Source organism: Peribacillus sp. NPDC096448 (assembly GCF_044762675.1).
GTDB lineage: Bacteria > Bacillota > Bacilli > Bacillales > DSM-1321 > Peribacillus > Peribacillus frigoritolerans_B.
On sequence record NZ_JBIWEU010000002.1, the window covers coordinates 174,780 to 195,406 of the forward strand.

Sequence of the window (20,627 nt, forward strand, 5' to 3'; positions counted from 1 at the left end):
AGTCAGATTATTACGAATTCCAGATAAGGATTCAAGGTATTAAATTCTTTATTGTGCTTTAAATGAATAAGGATTAAGATTAAAGAATCGAAAGGAAGTGGATACGAGTGAGCAGCAGTTCTTATGATCCTGAACCCAGAAAGCAAGAGGAAGCCAATATGATGCTAGAAGTCGAGACTGTTATTCTCCCTGAGTATCTGCTCGAAGAAGGTAAATAAGGCTTTCTCTATAGAAGAGGAGGTCAAAAAATGATTGAAATCTACAAGACGGATGATAACCGTCACCTGAACAATATCGAGGAAATGACAAAAGGTTCCTGGGTGAACATTGTCGCGCCCACAGAAACTGAAATAGAATATATATGCACGACTTTGAAGTTACCGATCAATTTCATGAAAGATCCACTGGATGATGAGGAAAGGCCCCGAATCGAAAAAGAGGATGATAATGTTTTAATTATTGTCGACTTCCCATATTTGACCAGGGACGAAGCCGACTTACCGATCTTTGAAACGATTCCCATAGGAATGATCTTTACCAAAGACTGTTTCATTACGGTATCTTTGAAAGAAACACCGATATTGGCGAATTTCAAAAACAATAAGATCAAAGGTTTTTTCACCAATAAGAAAACGAGGTTTGCTTTACAATTATTATTCGAGATTTCATCCTATTATTTACGTTACCTGAAACAGATTAACAAGATGACTAATGAAGCCGAACGTGAGTTGCATCAGTCAATGAAAAATAAAGAATTATACACTTTCCTTGCTTTGGAAAAAAGCCTGGTTTATTTTACGACATCATTGAAATCCAATCGTGTAGTACTTGATAAGATCCTCCGTTTTAATTATTTGAAAATGTATGAAGAAGATAAAGAATTGCTTGAGGATGTAATCATCGAAAATGCCCAGGCTATAGAAATGGCAGAAGTGTATCTTTCCATTCTAAGCGGCATGATGGATGCGTTCGCTTCGATCATTTCCAATAATGTCAATAATGCCATGAAGTTTCTAACATCAGTGACCATCATATTAACGCTGCCGACGATGGTGGCAAGTTTTTACGGAATGAATGTTGAGCTGCCATTTGAACATAATCGGTTTGCTTTCATTTTTACATTATTAATTGCCATCACTTTGGCAGGGACGACGGCATTCATTTTTTGGAAGAAAAAATATTTTTAAAATTAACCGGCCTATTAAGCCGGTTTTGTTTTATTCCTCAAAAAAATCAGCAAATCCTTCACTATTAATGCGATTTGTATAAGGGTTCTCATCATTAACATTCTTTGCATCCAAATTTGTTTTAATCACTAAACGGGGACTCTGTGATGCTTCTCTGATGATACGATCGTTCAACTCTTTAAAATCCGGTACATTCTTATTTCCGGGTTTGTTTGGTTCCAATAAAACCACCTCCATTTCTATCTTTGCAATAAATGATGGGGTGTATTCATGAATATTCTAAGGTTTGGGAAGGATAAAGGACTGAGGAGGAGATCATGATGACCAAATGGAACGAGCAAGCAGCTACCAATAATAATTTAAGGGCAAGTGATTTAAACCCAGATGGAGCCGATAAAGGAAAAATGGATTCAAAAACAATAGATGGAGATCAATTGAATGATCTAAAGATCCAAGAGGAAATCAGAAAGCAAAATATGTAAGAGAACACCCTGAACGTCAAAGTAAAGCAACACAGGATCATGCAGTGGAAAACGCTTGGCGGATAAGCCAAGCGTTTTTTTTGCGCATCATGGTCGGGATTACAAGGTTGATTTAGGATTCTCTTTTATCAGGAACGCTTTTGCTTTTTAAGTGAAGAGGGTTGAGTGAAGGACCCGGTTTCTTTTGTAGTGGTACCTTGCCCCTCTACCTGAGAAGAACCTAAACGAGTTTGTGAAGCATCTTTCTTGTTTTTTCCATTCATGTTTATCACCTCGGTATTACTTTCCCTATTTCCTTTGCATCCTATACATATATTGAGGGTGAAAAGGACAGGTTAGAAGGTAGAGGAGGTGTGTGTTGATGTCAAAAATCGGTGTTGAAGAATCATTAACGAATATTCAGGAAGCACTTCGTGAAAAAGGTTTTGATGTTGTGGAAATTAAACAAGAAGCTGACGCAAAAAACGTGGATTGTTGTGTGGTAACAGGTTTGGATAGTAATGTGATGGGTATAAGCGATACTTCATTAAAAGCGTCTATCATTGAGGCAAATGGTTTAACGGCTGATGAAGTGTGCCGCGAGGTTGAAAATAAATTGAACACCATTCAATAGTTCAAAAAGTGCCTAAACCGATATAGGGTTAGGCACTTTTTCTGTTTTCAAGGTTACTGTGCTATGGAAATTGTAGCAATCAATTCCACCGCTACATTACCTTTGATTGCTCTGGAAATCATACATGAAGTTTCAGCTTTTTCTGCAAGTTTCCTCGCTTTTTCAGCCGTTTTTTCAGAAGTACCCGGCACTAATATAAGTGCAGGGCGATGAATGATTTTCTTGTAGGTGAATACACCATTCGTAACATCCACTAACGCTTCCGATTGCATGGTCAAGCTCTCTTTTTCTATATGGGCTCGCTCTAACATGGCAGCATAGGTAATGATATAGCAGGTTGATGCAGCCCCAAGCAGCATTTCATCGGGATTGGTACCAATCCCTGGTCCGTCCATTTCCGTAGGAATACTTATCTGTGTTTGAAGATTCCCTGAGTGAATCGTGCCGATATCATTTCTGCCGCCGGGCCACTCCGCAGTTAAATGAAAGTGATGTATCGTCATTTTTTAACCTCCTTACTATTCTATAGTGTAAACGACAAAACAGGTTAAGTATCCGATTTTGCTCACTCAGTCAAATATTCCAGCGATCCGCTGAGTTTTGAAACGGCCGTATAATCCGCCAGAAAGATGAAAAAATTGTGGAACCGGTCGAAAAGCCTACCGCTGTGTCGAGCTAAGGTATGAATCGATCAAATAAATTACCGTCCTGCTGAATTACGTTTCCAGTATGCTCAATTTCCGCTCAGCTGACAGAAGCATTTTTATTGATATAAGGGGATACATGTTGATGAAACAAAAGGCAGAGGCATTAGGCTATTTTAAGCACAATATTGGATAGGCTTTTCTATAATGATATAGACGGTTTTATATAAATAATACTTCATTAAGGAAGGGCTGAAAAGTTGACTACATTGAGTAATATGTTCGATTTGACTAATAAAACGGCTATCATTACCGGCGGCGGCAGAGGACTGGGCAAACAGATCGCCATGGCGTTGGGAGAAGCTGGCGCAAATATAGTCATCGCTTCACGAAATCTACCTGTATGTAAGGAGGTATGTGAAGACTTGCAATCGATGGGTGTTAATGCCGTTGCCTTTGAATGTGATATCACGGATGTGAGTGCCATTGAACATGTCGTTCAGGAAACGGTTGCTCAATTCGGCACGATCGATATTCTTGTCAATAATAGCGGTACGTCCTGGTCAGGTCCGCTTTTGGATCTTCCCAAGGATAAGTGGGAAAAAGTATTGAATGTTAACGTTACAGGTACATTCCTGTTTTCACAGGCTGTAGCAAAGGTCATGAAGCAGCAAAATTCCGGAAAAATCATAAATATTGCATCGGTGACAGGTCTTGGCGGGACATTTCCTGAGCTTTTGGATACGATTGCTTATAACACCAGTAAGGGTGCCATCATCACAATGACCAAGGATTTAGGAGTTAAACTTGCTAGATATGGCATCCAAGTCAATGCAATAGCACCTGGATTTTTCCCGACTAAAATCACAAAGAAAATTCTTGAAAAGTCTAACTATGACATATTAGGTAAAACTCCGGCTGGCAGGTTTGGCGATGAAGATGATTTGAAGGGTGCCGCCGTATTTTTAGCCTCACAGGCTTCTGACTATATGGTGGGTCATATTATGATCATTGACGGGGGAATATCGGCATTAGTGTAAACGAAGAAGAAAGGAAGGAAGGAATATATGACGGAAAAATCCAATTTTTATAAAGGGCTTAAATTACTAGGCACACAAAAAGAGCAGCAGCTGAATAGTAAAATTCAAAATCTGCTGAATAATCGCGAATTAATTGAAAGAGTGAGCGATAATGCACAAATGCAGGTTCCAAGCATAAATAGGCTGCAGGAAGCCTCAGAAAGAATGTCCATCATCATGAATTACCCAACAAAAAGAGATGTGGCGAGTTTAGCGAAATTAGTCATCCAACTAGAAGAAAAAATTGATAGGTTGGAAGAGTTGGTTTCTACACTTGTTGAGGATAAGGGGCGGAATGCCGGGGGTAAATCTTCAAGTCGCAATATCGGCAATGTCAATTCATCCCGCAGTATGAAAAAGAAATCAAGGTTGGCATCCAATGAAATGGAAGGGAGTAAAAAAAGGATATCTGATTTTATGAATAACTCCTTATTGTTAAGCTCACAGTTGCCTGAGTTCGATTCAGTTGGACAGGGGAATTCAAATGTCTAAGCGGAAAGTGCCGAAAAATCAATCTGAATCCAAAACTAAATGGCAACATTTATTGGATATTCCCAATCAGCCAATGCCTGAAATGGGACTGACGCCGAAAATAGCGGTGTGGAAAAAAAACAAATCAACGCTTTGGTTTTATCCGTCAGCACAAAAAAAATATGATGTACCGGTTTTTCTTATATATTCACTAATCAATACTCCGTTGATTCTTGATTTGTCCCCAGGGAATAGTTTAATAGAATCTTTTGTAAATGAAGGTTTTGATGTATATTTGCTTGATTTTGGAAGCCCCGGATTTGAAGATGGTGAAATATCGATCGAAGATTATATCGTCGATTATATTCAAAAAGGAGTGCAGCGTGCATTACGCCACGCTGGAGCATCAGAAATTACAGTGATGGGGTTTTGCCTCGGCGGTACAATAGCCGCAATATATGCTGCCATTGCAGACGAGCCGATCAAGAATTTGATTCTTTCCGTGACCCCGGTGGATTTCAGTGCCTCAGAATTTTTTGATCAATGGCAAAAAGCGTTGAAAGAAGGAACAGCGGATTTTGACGAGACAATAGATATTTATCAAACGATACCAGCCAGTGCAGTTAAATATGGAATCCGGTTAATTACATCCCCCGTCTATATATCACCCTATTTATCTTTATTGAATCAAGCGGATGATGAGAAATACGTTCAAAATTGGCGTCGCTTCAATGCTTGGGCTAATGGGCATGTACCTTTATCAGGAGCAGCCGCAAAACAAATAACCAAGGATTTATTGATAAAAAATAGCTTGGTTAATGGTGGTTTTAAGGTAAGGGGAAAAAAGGCGAAGCTATCGAAAATTGATGCGAGTGTTTTGGTCATAGCAAGTAAGTATGATCGACTGGTCCCACAGGAAATGATATATCCGGTAATGGAGCATTTAACATGTAAGGATAAGACATATAGCCTACTGAAAAGTGGACATGCTGCTAAACAATATTCCGGTATACTCCCATATTATTTGAAGGAATGGCTGCCAGGGCGTTCTTCACCAATACAATAAAGATTACTAGGGGGATGTGAAATGTACGTGTTGAAAGCCAGTGAAGATATAAAAATCATGCCGGTTATAGAGAATATAGGCTTTGCGTCATTGATATTTTCAAAATTTTTTGCAACATTTCCGGATTACTAAGGCCAAATAAATGAAAGGGCTGGCTCGTTATGTAGAGCCAGCCCCTATTGCATCAATGATAATAGTTCACACGTTCTTCAAGTGGTGAGAAGTCTTTATCGCCAGGTTCTGCAGTGGGTTTTCCAAAGGGCATCTGGGCGATGAGTTTCCAATCGCGTGATATATCCCATGTCTTTCTCACTTCGTCATCGATTAAAGGATTATAATGCTGAAGGCTCGCACCGAATCCCTCAATTTCCAAGGAAGTCCATACCACAAATTGTAAAATGGCAGACGATTGGCTCGACCAAATCTGAAAATTTTCGGCATACGTTTTGTATTTTTCTTGGAGCCTATTTATTATGGCCTGGTCTTCAAAGAATAAAACCGTTCCATACCCATTTATAAATGACCTCATTTTTTCTTCCGTTTTTTTAAAATCTTTGTCACCGACAGCTTTTCTTAATGTTTCTTTCGTGATATGCCATAATTGGTCGTGGCTTTGACCAGTTAATACAATCACTCTTGCACTTTGGGAGTTGAAAGCGGAAGGGGAGTATTGAACGGCATGATCGATAACTTCTTTAATCCTTTTATCAGGAACAACATGTTCCTTGCTAAGGGAATAATAAGAGCGTCTATCTTCAATTGCGCTAAAAAAATCTTTAACCATATCTCACACCTCCATTCTTATACCGATTTATTTTGACCTGAATTTTTTATTTTATAATAAGTGAATCCGGGTGAAATTATTTGAATGAAAATGGTTGACAATTTTATCCCTGTCGTTTATCTTTAAATCAAGATATTTGCATTAAAAGCATTATGTTAGGTTAAATACCTTGAATTCGAGATATTATTTGCGGATTATTTCATCTCCTTAAGGGGAGATTTATAAAGATAGGAGTGGTACGGATGGAATTAAAAGGATTACATCATGTTTCGGCGATTACAGCAAAAGCGGGAAATAACTTTGAATTCTACACAAAAGTCTTAGGAATGCGATTAATCAAAAAAACGGTGAATCAAGATGATGTTCGTGTGTATCACTTATTTTATGGAGATCGAATTGGTTCACCGGGAACGGAATTGACGTTTTTTGAAATTCCAAATGCTGCCCGCACTCATGAGGGAAACAATAGCATTTCAGAAATTTCTTTAAGGGTGAGGGATGATGAAGCGCTAGGATATTGGGAAAAACGGTTTGTGGAATTCAATATTGAGCATGATGAAATATCGAGCCGTTTTGAAAGAAAGGTGCTTTCTTTTAAAGATCCTGAAGGGCAGAGGCTTCTTCTGGTTTCCGATCAGGATAATAACGGCGTTCAAGGAGGATTTCCGTGGGATGGCAGCCCAGTACCGAAAGAGTTTTCCATCCTTGGATTAGGGCCAGTAAAACTTACAGTACCCAATATTGCACAAACAGAAAGTGTTCTTATCGAGATATTGGGGTTCAGGAAATCAGGCACATACCCATCGACAATCAGGGGGCAAAATCCTATAGTCGTTTATGAGACGGGTGAGGGGGGGACAGGAGCGGAACTCCATATTGAAGAAAGGAATGACATACCTCGGGAAAGGTTGGGGAGAGGTGGAGTACACCATGTTGCCTTCCGGGTGGATACTGAAGAAGAATTGAGAAAATGGGTAGAAAAAATTAGTGAATCGAAATTCGTGAACTCGGGATATGTGGACCGCTTTTATTTCCGTTCACTCTATTTTAGGGAGCCGAATGGCATATTATTTGAACTAGCTACTGATGGACCTGGTTTTGAAGTGGATGAAGCTGAGCAGCACCTAGGTGAGAACCTTGCTCTGCCACCTTTTTTGGAATCGAAAAGAAAGGATATTGAAGCGAATTTAAAACCACTGAATACAAAGTCAACTAATTAATTAACCGGAAAGGAAGTAATCGGCATGCAAAAGCAAAATGCAGGAATACATCATATAACCGCAATTGTAGGCAACCCTCAAGAGAATGTGGATTTTTATGCTGGAGTATTGGGAATGCGTATGGTGAAAAAAACCGTTAATTTTGATGATCCAGGTACCTACCATTTATATTTCGGAGATGAATCCGGTTCACCGGGCACAATCATCACTTTCTTTCCTTGGCCTGAGGCATACCGAGGGACAATTGGCTCCGGACAAGTGGGGATTACAACATATGCCGTTCCGGAGGGATCAATTGGCTTCTGGGAAAAGCGTTTGGATAAGTTTAACATAGACTTTGAAAAGGTTTCACGTTTCGGTGAGGAATATCTGGAATTCCAAGACCCACATGGTTTGCAACTTGAACTGGTTGAGCGTAAAGAAGGTAAAAATAGCGAGTGGTCATTCGGCGGTGTACCAGCTGATAAGGCGGTCAAGGGATTCGGCGGTGCTGTATTATTGACGTCAAAACCGATCAAAACGATGGAACTATTAGTGGAAGTGATGGGCCTGCAAAAGATTGGGGAAGAGGGAGATTTCATTCGCTTCAAATCCACATCGGATATCGGAAATTTGATCGATGTTAAAAAAACGGTTTTACCAAACGGTAAAATCGGAGTGGGAACTGTCCATCACATTGCATGGCGTGCAAGCGATAATGAAGATCATAAAGAATGGAGGGAGCATATCGGTAACCATGGCTATGGTGTGACACCCTTCACAGACCGTCAATACTTCGATGCCATTTATTTCAGGGAAGATGGAGGCATACTCTTTGAAGTTGCCACAGATCCACCTGGCTTTGCTCATGATGAAACGAAGGAAACGATGGGCAGTAAATTAATGCTGCCGCCATGGTTGGAAGAAAAACGGGAAGTTATGGAAAAAACGTTACTGCCGGCAGTGCCGAGAGTACTAGAGGAGGATAAATGATGAAACATATTTTTCAAAAAGGAAGTAATCCAGAAGCTCCGTTACTATTGCTTTTACATGGCACTGGAGGAACGGAAACAGATCTCTTGCCATTATCGGAAATGGTTTCACCTGGTTCATCCATATTGAGCGTACGGGGAAATGTACTTGAAAACGGAATGCCTCGTTATTTCCGACGGTTAGCTGAAGGGGTTTTTGATGAAGAGGATTTGATCTTCCGAACGAAGGAACTTTATGACTTCTTGGAATTGGCGTCCGGAAAATATGACTTCGACCGTGACAGAGTGGTGGCATTAGGTTATTCCAATGGTGCAAATATAGCGGCAAGTTTGCTGTTCCATTACGAGGGGGCATTACAAGGAGCGATTCTTCATCATCCAATGGTTCCTAGACGAGGGATCGCTTTGCCTTCCCTCTCGGATATTCCTGTATTTATTGCTGCAGGAAAAAACGATCCGATTTGCCCGGCAGCAGAAACTAATGAACTTAATCAACTTTTACTGCAAGCTGGCGCTACAGTTGAAGTTCAGTGGGAAAATCACGGTCATCAGTTAACACGTTCAGAGGTTGAGGCAGCAGGTTCCTGGTTTCAAAAGAAATTTTTATAAGAATGAGAGGGAATGAAGATGATTTCTGTTAATCCTGAAAGTCTGACTGAACGGGATAATTATAAGTTTTTGACTGGAAGCATTATACCTAGACCTATTGCGCTGGTTACGACACAATCCGAAACCGGTACGATCAATATAGCGCCGTTCAGCTTTTTTAACATAGTTAGTTCAAACCCTCCGATGATTTCCATTTCTGTTCAACGGAAAAAAGGAGTTTTAAAGGATACAGCCCGTAATGCAATTCAAACAGGTGAATTCGTTGTTCATATCACTGATGAAAATAATGTTGCTGATGCAAATCGAACGGCAAAGGAACTCCCATCTGACGAAAGTGAATTGGGTCTTACTAATTTCACGCCGACTGTTAGTGATAAGGTATCCGTACCAGGGTTGCTAGAAGCGAAGGTACGTTTTGAATGTATATTAGAGCAATCGATACCATTGGCAGGTTCCAAGAATGAACCTGGTTGTGATTTACTGATAGGGAAAATAGTCTGCTATCATATAGAGCAAGATATTTACCATAATGGCCGAATTGATCAGAATGGGCTAAAACCTGTAGCAAGATTAGCAGGTCATACCTATACAAAACTAGGGGAATTATTTGAAATAGAACGTCCTTAAGGAAAAAGATAAAAATGGCGACATCTTATAAGATGTTGTCATTTTTTTAAAAACCAACATGATCCCGGTTAGCTTTATTTGCAATTTTTATTACGCGAAAGTTCCAAAAATAAGCAATCATTTTAATATTAATGACGCAGGCGCCATGAACATTAGTAATTAAATGGAAGTCTTTACATTACGAAACAAAACTTGACAATTTTTTTATAGATTGATAAAGTTATAAAAAAATAATTTCTTATCCAGAGAGGTGGAGGGACTGGCCCTATGAAACCTCAGCAGCAGGTCCACAAAGACACTGTGCTAATTCCAGGGGGTGAAACCTTGATAGATAAGACCGTACGTGTTTATTTGTCAGTAACGCACTCTTTTTTAGAGTGCGTTTTCGTTTTTTCTGGATGCAAGATTAAGGAGAGTAAGAATGGAGAACAAAAGGAAGCATGATTTTCAAAGGCAAATGCAAGCACGGCATATAATAATGCTATCGCTTGGCGGGGTGATTGGTACTGGTTTATTCTTAAGTTCGGGTTATACGATTCACCAGGCTGGTCCGTTTGGCACCATCCTTTCGTATCTGATTGGTGCATTAGTGGTTTATCTTGTCATGCTATGTCTAGGTGAACTGTCAGTGCATATGCCCGAGACAGGTGCGTTTCATAGTTACGCAGCCAAATACATCGGACCAGGGACAGGGTATACAGTAGCCTGGTTGTATTGGCTAACCTGGACTGTTGCACTAGGTTCGGAATTCACGGCTGCAGGATTGTTGATGCAGAGATGGTTTCCATCAATCAGTGTCTGGATATGGAGTGCTCTATTTGCCATTTTGGTCTTGGCATTAAATGCATGGACCGTTAAGTTTTTCGCTGAATCCGAATTCTGGTTTGCGTCTATAAAGGTATTCGCTATCGTAATATTTATTATTCTGGGAGCTGCGGCAATGGTAGGTTTTATTCCAATAATTAACGCACAATCAGCTCCGTTATTTTCCAATTTTACAAGTGCTGGTTTATTTCCAAATGGTGCCTTTGCCATTCTAATGACGATGCTCGCGGTGAATTTTGCATTTTCTGGAACTGAATTAATCGGAATTGCAGCTGGGGAAACTGTGAATCCAGAAAAAACGGTACCAAAGGCAATCCGTATGACATTATGGAGATTGATTATCTTTTTTGTAGGAACCATCGTTGTATTATCCGCATTATTGCCTGTTTCGGATGCAAGCGTATTAGAGAGCCCCTTTGTTGCCGTTCTAGAACGAATTGGAGTGCCATATGCAGCGGATATTATGAACTTTGTTATATTGACGGCCATTTTGTCCGCTGCAAACTCAGGACTATATGCCTCATCCAGGATGCTTTGGTCACTTGCAGATAAGAAAACTATTTCCCCAATATTTGCAAAATTGACAAAACGGGGTGTTCCGTTGAATGCAGTCCTTTTCAGTATGTTGGGCGGTGTATTAGCACTTTTCTCGAGTATTATTGCGCCGGATACTGTATACATAGTGCTTGTATCCATTTCTGGACTAGCTGTGGTTATAGTTTGGATGAGTATTAGCGCGGCACAGTTCCTATTTCGCAGACGATATATAAACGAAGGAAACTCAATTAATGATTTGGCTTATCATACACCATTATATCCATTCGTACCAATCGTTTCATTTATGCTATGTCTTGCTTCATGCATAGGAATTGCATTTGATCCTACACAAAGAATTGCACTATATTGTGGCATTCCGTTTATTTTGTTTTGCTATGGAAGTTATTATCTGACACAAACCATAAAGAAAAGAGGAGTAGACCATGAAGAATAAAATTAACCCAATTGAAGCAATTTTACGAGGTCATTCAGTCATGATTTTGGACGGGGCTTTAGCTACAGAGCTTGAAAGGCATGGGTGTGATTTGGACGATCCCCTGTGGTCTGCACGAGTATTACTTGAAAATCCAGAAGTGATTTACCAGGTTCACTCTGACTACTTTCGAGCTGGTGCTGACTGTGCGATAACGGCAAGCTACCAAGCAACAGTTGAAGGTTTCGCCCTCCGCGGAATACAAGAAAAAGAGGCATTGGATCTAATCCGGAAAACGGTTTTACTTGCAAGAAAAGCAAGAGATGAATTTTGGAAGGAAGAATATCAAACGATTAGACCTAAGCCATTGGTTGCTGCATCAGTTGGACCTTATGGGGCTTATCTTGCAGATGGGTCAGAGTATGTAGGGAACTATGGTGTTTCAGATGAAACGTTAGCGGCATTTCATCGCTCGCGAATATCAGCTTTGATTGAAGCAGGAGCTGACATTTTAGCATTTGAAACGATTCCTTCCCTGCAAGAAGCAAAAGTATTACATTCATTATTGAAAGATTATCCAGAAGTTTACGCTTGGCTATCCTTTTCTTTGAAAAATGAAAAAGCGATAAGTGACGGTACATTGCTGGAGGACTGTACCAGATTGTTTGGGGACAGTGAGCAAATTGCCGCAATTGGCATCAACTGTGCGCCAGTATCAATTATCACGGAAGCCATACAGGTGTTGCGTGCAAACACGCATAAACCAATTATCGTTTATCCGAATTCCGGTGAATCATATAATCCAGAAACTAAAACATGGCATGGTCAAGAATCATGTAACAGGCTCGACCTGAAATCTGAAGAATGGCACCATGCGGGGGCAAATATAATTGGGGGATGTTGCAGAACGGCGCCTGATCATATTGCAGACATATCAAGGAAGTGGCGACCTTCCGTGGTAACATCCTCCTAGCCATTCTTTGTCATCAAAAATGTTTTTATTAATTATGTAAGTAGTGGGTAAACCTACAAAAATAACAGGAAGCGTCATAATCTGGCGGTTCCTGTTATTTTTGGGGCTCTTTTTTTCAGATTCGAGTTATTTGAAAAGGTTGTAATCCATCCTGCTGCAAAACAGTAAAAAGAGAAATTAAATCATATTTTTTTCGTGCTTGGGAAAACTATACAAACAATGAATAGAAAGGAGAGAATGAGTTATGAGCCGTGGTAAAAATTTTAATCACAAAGAAAAAGGACATCCAGGAAATTTACCCAATAATCGAATTAGCGAAGAGAAGGAACACAGTCGCCAGTATGAACAGATTGAGGATATTGTCACACATGAAGCTTTCAAAAATCGGGAAAAAGAAGATGAGATGCCTTAATATATTGAGATGCAGTATATTTGTTGAGACATTATATTGAGCAATTTCATTTCTTTAAGGGGATTATTAAATTTCGTATTCCAATAATATAAGCACATGAATTAAAGAAACTTCAACTTCATGTTGCTTCTTGTTTTGGGCTTGATTTTCAGTTTTATACGGGGGAAAACCATGAGCTGTGCCATGGTTTTTTCTTTCATTGCAAATAAACCAAGAGGTAAAATCGGTGATTAAACTGAAATCAAATTTCCCTTGATGGAAAAGGAAATAAGTTAAGAAGAAAACAGAATAATGAAGATGGATGACCTTTTAATAAGCCGACTTTCTTCTATATAGTTAATAAAACTTAAATTTCTAAACAAGGGGCATTATTAGTATATTCTCTTGTCGTCCAGAAATCGTTTCGTGCAGTGTCAAAAAGGGCGAACTTAACGATTGATCAGAACCGACTTATCTAATTGGTGAAAGCCGCGTTGTTTTACGGTTTTAATAAACATGCCAGGAAGTATAAGAACCTGCTGATAAAGTACTGTTCGTTCCCCAAATACAAGTCTTAAACTCCATGTTTGCTATGTTTCATTTTGTTTATCGCGATTGATTTCCACTTCTCGTTTAGCTCTAATAAAAGCGATAAATTGAATCGTTTCCTCTTCAGAAAGAGAGATTCCATCGACAGCTAGCTCCATATCTGATAAATCCGTTAATTCCATTACTTGAGGTGACTCTGTGTTAATATCCTTATATGGATAATCCACTCGGCCTAGAATGTAATCAGTGGATGTATCATATAAGCCTGCCAATAAATTAATCGTTTCTAATGAAGGGCGGCGGTGGCCCGATTCGTAACCTGCATAGGTACTCTTGGCGATTCCGAGTCTGTCAGCAGTATATTGCAAAGACCACCTTTTGGCCTTCCTTAATGTAGTCAATCTTTTTAAAATCATTATTATTACTCTCCTTTTATATAAATCCATTATAACATCATTTTGAAAAAAGTGTACGCGTAATGAATAACTTTAGCTTGATTTCACTATGAAACATGACTATAATAACATGTGGTGTACGCGTAACATGTACATTTACAGCGAAAACAACCTTTTCTGAGATGATTAGAGTGATAGTGAAACAGGGAGGCTTTTTAGGGGGTAGTATATTGGAAAAGTTGAAATCAAAAATGAAGAAGTTGATGTTGATTACTACAGGTGGTACAATTGCATCGTTAGAAGGAAAAAATGGACTAGTTCCAGAAATGAAAGCTGACGAAATTTTAGGTCACCTACCGGGATTGGATTTACTATGTCAGATTGATAGTAAGCCTTTGATGAATATTGATAGTACAAATATGCAGCCGGAAGATTGGACAGAAATGGCACAATCCATCCATGAGCACTACCAAGATTACGATGGCTTTGTGATTACCCATGGAACAGATACAATGGCTTACACTTCAGCTGCGCTCTCATATATGTTACAAGATTTAGGGAAACCAATCGTCATTACAGGTTCTCAGATCCCAATTGCCTTTAAAAAGACAGATGCCAAAAGAAATATCTCTGATGCGATTCGGTTTGCTTGTGAAGATATTGGAGGAGTATATGTTGTTTTTGACGGCAGAGTCATTCAGGGTACGAGGGCCATTAAATTGAGAACGAAAAGCTATGATTCGTTTGAAAGTATTAACTATCCTTATATTGCTACCATATTCAAAGATAAAATTGAGTATCTAAAGCCAGTTCATTCACCAAAGAATAAGGAAGCTAAGTTAGATGCTTCCCTATGTACTGAAGTTGCCTTGGTCAAGCTGCATCCCGGTATTAAGCCTGAATTCTTTGATTTTCTGAAAAATCATTGTCGGGGAATTGTAATTGAAAGTTATGGAAGCGGTGGTATTCCATTCCAAGGAAGAAATATTTTAGAGAAATTGAATGAGTTAGTACAATGTGGAATATCCGTAGTCATCACTACCCAATGTTTAGAAGAAGGGGAAGATATGGATATTTACGAAGTGGGACGGAAAGTGAACAAGAATGTCATCATTCGTTCCAGAAATATGAATACAGAAGCCATCGTTCCGAAGCTGATGTGGATATTAGCTAAGACGCGGGATCCTAAAAAAGTGAAGGAAATGATGGAAACACCGATTGCAGAGGACATTACATTCTAGAACAAACAAAGGGGCAAGAGGAAATGTTGATAGAAGAGAGAACATACCGAATCGAGAAAGACTTCCTTGGGGAAAAGGAAATTCCGGCAGATGTTTATTATGGAATACAAACTTTACGCGCAGTAGAAAATTTTCCGATTACCGGTTACAAAGTCAATGAAGAAATGATTCGTGCACTAGCCATGATTAAAAAAGCGGCCGCTTTAGCGAATATGGATACCAAACGGTTATATGATGGTATTGGAAGCGCTATCGTCAAAGCTTCTGAAGAAGTGATCGATGGAAAGTGGCATGAATATTTCATCGTTGACCCAATTCAAGGCGGTGCGGGTACTTCGATGAATATGAACATTAATGAAATCGTTGCCAACCGTGCGTTAGAACTTATGGGGCACAACAAAGGTGATTATGTGCATGTTAGTCCAAATAGCCATGTTAACATGTCACAATCAACAAATGACGTATTCCCAACTGCCATTCATTTATCAACACTACGACTTTTGGAGCAATTGTTACAAACAATGACCAAGATGAGTGGGGTTTTAAAGGATAAAGCAAAACAATTTGATCATGTTATCAAAATGGGACGCACACATCTTCAGGACGCAGTGCCGATTCGCCTTGGTCAAGAATTTGAGGCTTACAGTCGCGTGTTGGACCGGGATATAAAACGAATCAGTCAATCACGTCAACATTTATATGAAGTGAATATGGGAGCAACAGCAGTGGGAACGGGATTGAACGCAGATCCGCGTTACATTGAAAATGTTGTTACATATTTAGCTGAAATCAGTAACTTGCCGCTTGTAGGAGCAGAGCATTTAGTAGATGCAACCCAAAATACGGATGCATATACTGAAGTGTCAGCTTCATTGAAAGTATGTATGATGAATATGTCTAAAATTGCTAATGATTTACGTTTGATGGCTTCAGGTCCGAGAGCGGGATTAGGAGAAATCACACTTCCAGCCCGCCAACCAGGTTCATCCATCATGCCAGGAAAAGTAAATCCAGTAATGCCGGAATTAATTAATCAAGTCGCTTTCCAAGTGATCGGGAACGATAATACGATTTGCTTAGCATCAGAAGCAGGACAACTAGAGTTGAACGTAATGGAGCCAGTGCTTGTATTCAATTTGTTGCAATCAATCAGCATTATGAACAATGCTTTCAATGTCTTTACAGATTATTGTTTAGAAGGCATTGAGGCTAATGAGCAACATTTAAAAGATTATGTCGAACAAAGTGTTGGAGTGATTACAGCAGTCAATCCGCATCTTGGGTACGAAGTGGTTTCACGTATTGCCCGTGAAGCGATATTGAAAGGGAAATCAGTTCGCGAACTTTGTTTACAATATGATGTGTTGACAGAAGAGGAATTGGATCTGATTCTAAATCCTTATGAGATGACAAAACCCGGAATAGCGGGAGCTTCTCTTTTTGATCGGCAATAACCAGTATATTGGTAGTAAACATTAATCATTATGATTTTTGATATAATGACTATGCCTTTAGGACCGTTGGTATAAAGGCATAGTCATTTTTTTTATACATTTATGGTATGTCAACCAACCGTCCGTAAGCTGCTTATGGGTATAGAGGACTGAATATTCAGTTATTTTTACCGATCTAATCATGGAGGGGTTAAACTATTCATGAAAACCAATCCCCCTTAGAATATATCTAGGGGGGATTGGGAAGCTTGAGCTCAATAATATGCCTGTGTTAGCCCTTTACTACTTCCTGTCCTCGAACATTCCATGTAAATGCAAATACCACTACTGCCAGTACACAAGAAATCGTAATTAATGTAAAACCTGCATTCCAGCCTGCAAAGTCAACTACATATCCCATAATAGCATTAGCAGCTACAGATCCACCTAAATATCCAAATAAGCCAGTCAGTCCTGCTGCAGTGCCTGCAGCTTTTTTAGGAACTAAATCCAGTGCTTGCAGACCTATTAACATTACAGGTCCATAAATTAAGAATCCAATCGCAATTAGGGATATAATATCAATCATTGGGTTGCCTGCAGGGTTAAACCAGTAAACAAGGACTGCGATTAATACTCCTAGCATAAAGACAACCCCCGCCGGTCCCCGCCGTCCTTTAAAAACTTTATCAGAGATATAGCCGCATAATAAAGTACCGGGAATGCCTGCCCATTCGTATAAGAAATAAGCCGTACTGGACTCGTCCATGTTGAAGCCTTTTTCTTCGCTTAAATAGGTTGGTGCCCAATCAAGTACCCCATAACGGACGAAATAAACAAAGATGTTTGCAATCGCAATCGCCCAGACCCATTTGTTATTTAATACATATTTAAATAATATCTCTTTTGTTGTCAGTTCTGTTTCAAACGTTTTTTTCATTTTATTTGGAAAATCATTACGATACTCTTCAATCGGTGGCAATCCGACTGATTGTGGTGTATCACGTATTAAGATAAATGATATGATTGCTATTAATATGGCAACTAGAGCAGGTAGTATAAAAATCCCTTCATAACCTGCATATGAAGAACCCATAAATGTTGCAAAGATGGAAACACCTGCAATTGCCAGTGGAGCCATTAAGCCACCACCCACGTTGTGGGCAACATTCCATATTGCCGTTTTCCCTCCTCTTTCACTTACACTGAACCAGTGAACAAGGACTCTCCCTGATGGTGGCCAGCCCATCCCTTGGAACCACCCATTAATGAATAACATGATAAACATGATTGTAACCGATGATGTGAAAAATGGAACAAGTCCCATAAGTAAGCTGACGATTCCAGCAAGTATTAAACCTACTGGCAAGAAATACCTCGCGTTACTTCGGTCTGACACGGTTCCCATTACAAACTTACTTATCCCATATGAAATCGAGATAGCTGATAATGCAAGACCCAGCTCTCCAGTTGTAAAGCCTTCCTCCTTTAAATATGGCATCGCCATGGAAAAGTTTTTACGAATTAAATAATACGCTGCATAACCAATGAAGATACCGATGAAAACCTGTAATCTGAGTTTCTTATATTCAGAATCTATTTTTCCTTCCGGTAATCTTTCAGCTGGTAGAGCTGGCTTAAATAATTTGAGCATCCAATTCCTCCTAAATATGATATTTTTGAACCTAATTAAGTAAAGTATGATGATGACACATAAAAAAAACCCATACCCAAATAGTAACCTTTTTGTTTAAAAGGTCCTATTAAAGCATGAGTCTCCAAATCTCCACCATCGTTAACTTGTAATAATTATACTATCTTCATAAGAAAACGCTGTCAACATTTTTTTGTGCCCATTCGGACAAAGAAGGAGCCATTGACGTCAAGTTAACTGACTGAGTCCTTTTTGGTATCAGTTTTAGATCTAAATTTTTTTCTGAACGAATGGTATGTGTCCGAAGTTCCAATGAATATGAATAGTAATGGTAAAAACCAAATGGAATGACATGCGCAATTTTTCATCTTTTTTAAGATTGTTAAGATAATGTAAACAGTCATTTCCATATGGAAAGGGAGGATATTTTGAAACAAGTGAATCGTTTTATCCGAAGCGTTACATTTCTAATGCTCGCATTTCTCATGTTTAGTGGGCAGGCTGCTTGTGCTTCAACAGATTCAATATCATCGCAATCCACGCCAGACCTTTTGATTCGGCAAATCATGGGTTTAGCCTACGAATCCCAACAATCCATTAGCAGTGGACCATTTTCTGTAGGTGATTCGTTGAAGAAAGTGGAAAAAGCCTGGGGTGCACCGGAAGATTTAAGTACCGTTGCAGCCAATTATTGGAGCCGGAATGTCCGATTCCTCTATGACGGTACAACAGGGAGAAAAACGATTACCGCCATTGATGATTTTGATCCCCAATTGCAAACCATTCATTTATCCATGTTGAAGGAATTGATTGGTGAACCGGTAAGTGAAGTGGAACAAGAAGGGAATTACTATGTCACTTATACCGATTACGTAAATTATAAAGTGGTCTTCGTGTTTGAAAGCGCCTGGATTGACCCAAATCCAAGATTGAATATGTATACGGTTGAATTTGCACCAGATTAATAAGTTATTCTGATCCTGAACCTACTTTAATTGTAGAAAATGAAGAAACTGAAAAAGGTATGGGAGAATAATCTTTTCATAAAAAAAGACCCAGCAATTAAGCTGTGTCTAAGTTTGTAGACCCAAGGGTTTCCATCTGAATTTTAAGCAACGCTCATATTTTACACTCCCTCAATAAAAATGCAGGCATTCTAAATTTGTATCGAGTTTGTCTAAAGTCTGAGGCCCAGTAATAAAAAAGGATCGTCCCTTTATGGTAAAGGGCCGATTCTATGCTATTCAACGGGAGAATTTTGTTTCAAGAATCTAATCGTACCGTTCTATTTAATATTGTTCAGCCATACATTAAAAAGATGTAAATAGAATGATTAAGGGGGAACTGCTGTGTCAGAAGGTGTGCATAGTATCATATTACCTGTTTCCAAAAAAACGGTATGGGGGTTTGTCAGCGTCATAGATCGTTGGGCACCTCTAGTCCCAGGATATATCAATCATGAGATGATAAATGAGTGGACACTTATTTGGGAGTTTAAAAGCGATTTGGGATTAATGAAGAAGAAAATTAAACTTGAAGTGAATATATTGGAATGGATTGAACCCGATAAGGTAACATTTAAGCTTAAGGGATTAAATGAAAAATTTGATGGGCATGGCTATTTTTTAGCAGAACAATGCGGAAATGGACTGACTAAAATGACTGGGTGCCTGGCGATTACGGCAAAAGGCGCCAAAGCCCCTATCGTCAATGCTTTGTTAAAAACCTACGTTCCTCAAATGACGATCGAGTTTTCTGAGGCAGTTGCACAAAGTCTCCTTGTACAAAAATAGGAATACATATTGGAGTATTATTGGATATTGGCACTTGACAATTATACCTAAGTGGTATGTATTATAAATTGTAAGATTTTTATCAAGCCTTCATTTCGACTGATTGGGTTTTATGATGGATGTCTGGATAGGATTCATAAGTAATAGGTAGGGTAGGAGGCCTCACATGGAATATGATAAGCAGGTTAAAAATAGAGTGAAGCGAATTGAAGGACAGCTTCGTGGGATATTGAAAATGATGGAGGATAATAAAGATTGCAGGGATGTAGTAACGCAGTTATCTGCAACCAGATCTGCAATCGATAGGACAATTGGGGTAATAGTAAGTTCCAATCTTGTAGAATGCGTCCGGGAGGCTAATGAATCCGGAGGAAAGAATCCCGAAGAGCTAGTGAAAGAAGCTGTGAATTTATTGGTGAAAAGCCGGTAAGCAGTTATATTATTGTTATATAGGAATTTTTAAGACAATGATTATTAGACAGCCTGGGCAATCCGAGAAATTTTAGTGTCCGGGGTGGATGGATTTTTTAAAATGGGCCTCTATAAGAAGAGGTCCATTTTTGTGAATTCTCTGTTTTCATTTCTGATAAGCAAATCCTTTGATATAAAGAATTTGCATGGTATCCTTAAAGGGATAAAAATTTAGTGAG

At 39.2% G+C, this 20,627-nt stretch carries 24 protein-coding genes and 1 riboswitch; of the genes, 18 read left to right on the forward strand and 6 right to left on the reverse strand.

Translation table 11 applies throughout. The annotated features are described in order from the left end of the window. Positions 1-248 precede the first annotated feature (248 nt). Entirely contained in the window at positions 249-1,187 is a 939-nt protein-coding gene (locus ACIQ0C_RS04745; protein ID WP_403057466.1) for a magnesium transporter CorA family protein, read from the forward strand. Positions 1,188-1,217: 30 nt separating this feature from the next. On the opposite strand, the gene ACIQ0C_RS04750 is transcribed toward ACIQ0C_RS04745, so the two are convergent. Further along, the gene (locus ACIQ0C_RS04750; RefSeq protein ID WP_403057469.1) at positions 1,218-1,409 is read right to left on the reverse strand and encodes a hypothetical protein; all 192 of its coding nucleotides are present in this window, start codon (positions 1,407-1,409) and stop codon (positions 1,218-1,220) included. 95 nt (positions 1,410-1,504) lie between these two features. On the opposite strand from ACIQ0C_RS04750, the gene ACIQ0C_RS04755 reads away from it, so the two are divergent. Then, complete coding sequence (locus ACIQ0C_RS04755) at positions 1,505-1,669, forward strand: hypothetical protein (RefSeq protein WP_403057472.1); 165 nt, start codon at positions 1,505-1,507, stop codon at positions 1,667-1,669. 128 nt (positions 1,670-1,797) lie between these two features. Here the strand turns inward: ACIQ0C_RS04755 and ACIQ0C_RS04760 are convergent, their stop codons facing one another. Beyond that, the gene (locus tag ACIQ0C_RS04760) at positions 1,798-1,932 is read right to left on the reverse strand and encodes a YuzL family protein (RefSeq protein ID WP_101225105.1); all 135 of its coding nucleotides are present in this window, start codon (positions 1,930-1,932) and stop codon (positions 1,798-1,800) included. 98 nt (positions 1,933-2,030) lie between these two features. On the opposite strand from ACIQ0C_RS04760, the gene ACIQ0C_RS04765 reads away from it, so the two are divergent. Next, positions 2,031-2,282, forward strand: a complete 252-nt coding sequence (locus ACIQ0C_RS04765; protein ID WP_403057475.1) for a YkuS family protein — start codon at positions 2,031-2,033, stop codon at positions 2,280-2,282. A gap of 53 nt (positions 2,283-2,335) precedes the next feature. On the opposite strand, the gene ACIQ0C_RS04770 is transcribed toward ACIQ0C_RS04765, so the two are convergent. Then, positions 2,336-2,785: an OsmC family protein gene (locus ACIQ0C_RS04770; protein WP_403057478.1), complete on the reverse strand. Its 450-nt coding sequence runs from the start codon at positions 2,783-2,785 to the stop codon at positions 2,336-2,338. A gap of 419 nt (positions 2,786-3,204) precedes the next feature. On the opposite strand from ACIQ0C_RS04770, the gene ACIQ0C_RS04775 reads away from it, so the two are divergent. From ACIQ0C_RS04775 to ACIQ0C_RS04785, 3 genes are read left to right on the forward strand one after another with little or no spacing between them, the layout of a single operon-like run. After that, positions 3,205-3,966, forward strand: coding sequence for an SDR family oxidoreductase (locus ACIQ0C_RS04775; protein ID WP_402837909.1), 762 nt, complete (start codon positions 3,205-3,207; stop codon positions 3,964-3,966). Positions 3,967-3,993: 27 nt separating this feature from the next. Then, positions 3,994-4,497 (forward strand): hypothetical protein, encoded by a 504-nt coding sequence (locus tag ACIQ0C_RS04780; RefSeq protein ID WP_403057481.1) that lies wholly within the window; start codon positions 3,994-3,996, stop codon positions 4,495-4,497. Continuing rightward, positions 4,490-5,542, forward strand: coding sequence for an alpha/beta fold hydrolase (locus ACIQ0C_RS04785; RefSeq protein ID WP_403057484.1), 1,053 nt, complete (start codon positions 4,490-4,492; stop codon positions 5,540-5,542). The genes ACIQ0C_RS04780 and ACIQ0C_RS04785 overlap by 8 nt, the downstream gene beginning before the upstream one ends. A 184-nt stretch (positions 5,543-5,726) precedes the next feature. On the opposite strand, the gene ACIQ0C_RS04790 is transcribed toward ACIQ0C_RS04785, so the two are convergent. After that, complete coding sequence (locus ACIQ0C_RS04790) at positions 5,727-6,326, reverse strand: nitroreductase family protein (RefSeq protein WP_403057487.1); 600 nt, start codon at positions 6,324-6,326, stop codon at positions 5,727-5,729. Positions 6,327-6,568: 242 nt separating this feature from the next. Here ACIQ0C_RS04790 and ACIQ0C_RS04795 point away from each other — a divergent pair, with 242 nt between their 5' ends. The 7 genes from ACIQ0C_RS04795 (at position 6,569) to ACIQ0C_RS04825 (ending at position 12,933) form a co-directional block, all read left to right on the forward strand. Continuing rightward, entirely contained in the window at positions 6,569-7,546 is a 978-nt protein-coding gene (locus ACIQ0C_RS04795; protein WP_403057489.1) for a ring-cleaving dioxygenase, read from the forward strand. 24 nt (positions 7,547-7,570) lie between these two features. Further along, positions 7,571-8,518: a ring-cleaving dioxygenase gene (locus tag ACIQ0C_RS04800; RefSeq protein WP_403057492.1), complete on the forward strand. Its 948-nt coding sequence runs from the start codon at positions 7,571-7,573 to the stop codon at positions 8,516-8,518. Continuing rightward, the gene (locus ACIQ0C_RS04805) at positions 8,518-9,126 is read left to right on the forward strand and encodes an alpha/beta hydrolase (protein ID WP_403058079.1); all 609 of its coding nucleotides are present in this window, start codon (positions 8,518-8,520) and stop codon (positions 9,124-9,126) included. Before ACIQ0C_RS04800 ends, ACIQ0C_RS04805 begins: the two co-directional genes overlap by 1 nt. A gap of 18 nt (positions 9,127-9,144) precedes the next feature. Then, on the forward strand, positions 9,145-9,753 hold the full coding sequence (locus ACIQ0C_RS04810) for a flavin reductase family protein (RefSeq protein WP_403057495.1): 609 nt from the start codon (positions 9,145-9,147) through the stop codon (positions 9,751-9,753). A gap of 235 nt (positions 9,754-9,988) precedes the next feature. Next, positions 9,989-10,091, forward strand: a riboswitch (SAM riboswitch). Between the two features lie 83 nt (positions 10,092-10,174). Further along, positions 10,175-11,569, forward strand: coding sequence for an S-methylmethionine permease (gene mmuP / locus ACIQ0C_RS04815; protein WP_403057498.1), 1,395 nt, complete (start codon positions 10,175-10,177; stop codon positions 11,567-11,569). Then, positions 11,559-12,521 carry a homocysteine S-methyltransferase gene (mmuM, locus tag ACIQ0C_RS04820; RefSeq protein WP_403057501.1) on the forward strand — a complete coding sequence of 321 codons (963 nt, stop codon included), beginning with the start codon at positions 11,559-11,561 and terminating at the stop codon, positions 12,519-12,521. Before mmuP ends, mmuM begins: the two co-directional genes overlap by 11 nt. Before the next feature lie 244 nt (positions 12,522-12,765). Then, positions 12,766-12,933 (forward strand): hypothetical protein, encoded by a 168-nt coding sequence (locus ACIQ0C_RS04825; RefSeq protein WP_162878727.1) that lies wholly within the window; start codon positions 12,766-12,768, stop codon positions 12,931-12,933. Positions 12,934-13,502: 569 nt separating this feature from the next. Here the strand turns inward: ACIQ0C_RS04825 and ACIQ0C_RS04830 are convergent. Continuing rightward, positions 13,503-13,877 (reverse strand): helix-turn-helix domain-containing protein, encoded by a 375-nt coding sequence (locus tag ACIQ0C_RS04830; RefSeq protein WP_402837567.1) that lies wholly within the window; start codon positions 13,875-13,877, stop codon positions 13,503-13,505. Between the two features lie 230 nt (positions 13,878-14,107). On the opposite strand from ACIQ0C_RS04830, the gene ACIQ0C_RS04835 reads away from it, so the two are divergent. Both ACIQ0C_RS04835 and aspA read left to right on the forward strand, forming a co-directional pair. Then, on the forward strand, positions 14,108-15,097 hold the full coding sequence (locus ACIQ0C_RS04835) for an asparaginase (protein ID WP_402837906.1): 990 nt from the start codon (positions 14,108-14,110) through the stop codon (positions 15,095-15,097). 23 nt (positions 15,098-15,120) lie between these two features. Continuing rightward, positions 15,121-16,551, forward strand: a complete 1,431-nt coding sequence (aspA, locus tag ACIQ0C_RS04840; protein ID WP_402837564.1) for an aspartate ammonia-lyase — start codon at positions 15,121-15,123, stop codon at positions 16,549-16,551. Positions 16,552-16,822: 271 nt separating this feature from the next. Here aspA and glpT read toward each other — a convergent pair whose 3' ends face one another. Then, entirely contained in the window at positions 16,823-18,184 is a 1,362-nt protein-coding gene (glpT, locus tag ACIQ0C_RS04845) for a glycerol-3-phosphate transporter (RefSeq protein ID WP_403057504.1), read from the reverse strand. A gap of 437 nt (positions 18,185-18,621) precedes the next feature. Between glpT and ACIQ0C_RS04850 the strand changes: the two genes are divergently transcribed. The 3 genes from ACIQ0C_RS04850 to ACIQ0C_RS04860 all read left to right on the forward strand — a co-directional run bounded on the left by ACIQ0C_RS04850 (position 18,622) and on the right by ACIQ0C_RS04860 (position 20,407). Beyond that, a complete protein-coding gene (locus ACIQ0C_RS04850; protein ID WP_403058082.1) occupies positions 18,622-19,149 on the forward strand; it encodes a DUF4309 domain-containing protein in 528 nt (175 codons plus the stop codon). Between the two features lie 384 nt (positions 19,150-19,533). Next, on the forward strand, positions 19,534-19,977 hold the full coding sequence (locus ACIQ0C_RS04855; RefSeq protein ID WP_403057507.1) for an SRPBCC family protein: 444 nt from the start codon (positions 19,534-19,536) through the stop codon (positions 19,975-19,977). Positions 19,978-20,143: 166 nt separating this feature from the next. After that, positions 20,144-20,407: a metal-sensitive transcriptional regulator gene (locus tag ACIQ0C_RS04860; protein ID WP_403057509.1), complete on the forward strand. Its 264-nt coding sequence runs from the start codon at positions 20,144-20,146 to the stop codon at positions 20,405-20,407. The last annotated feature ends 220 nt before the right edge of the window (positions 20,408-20,627 follow it).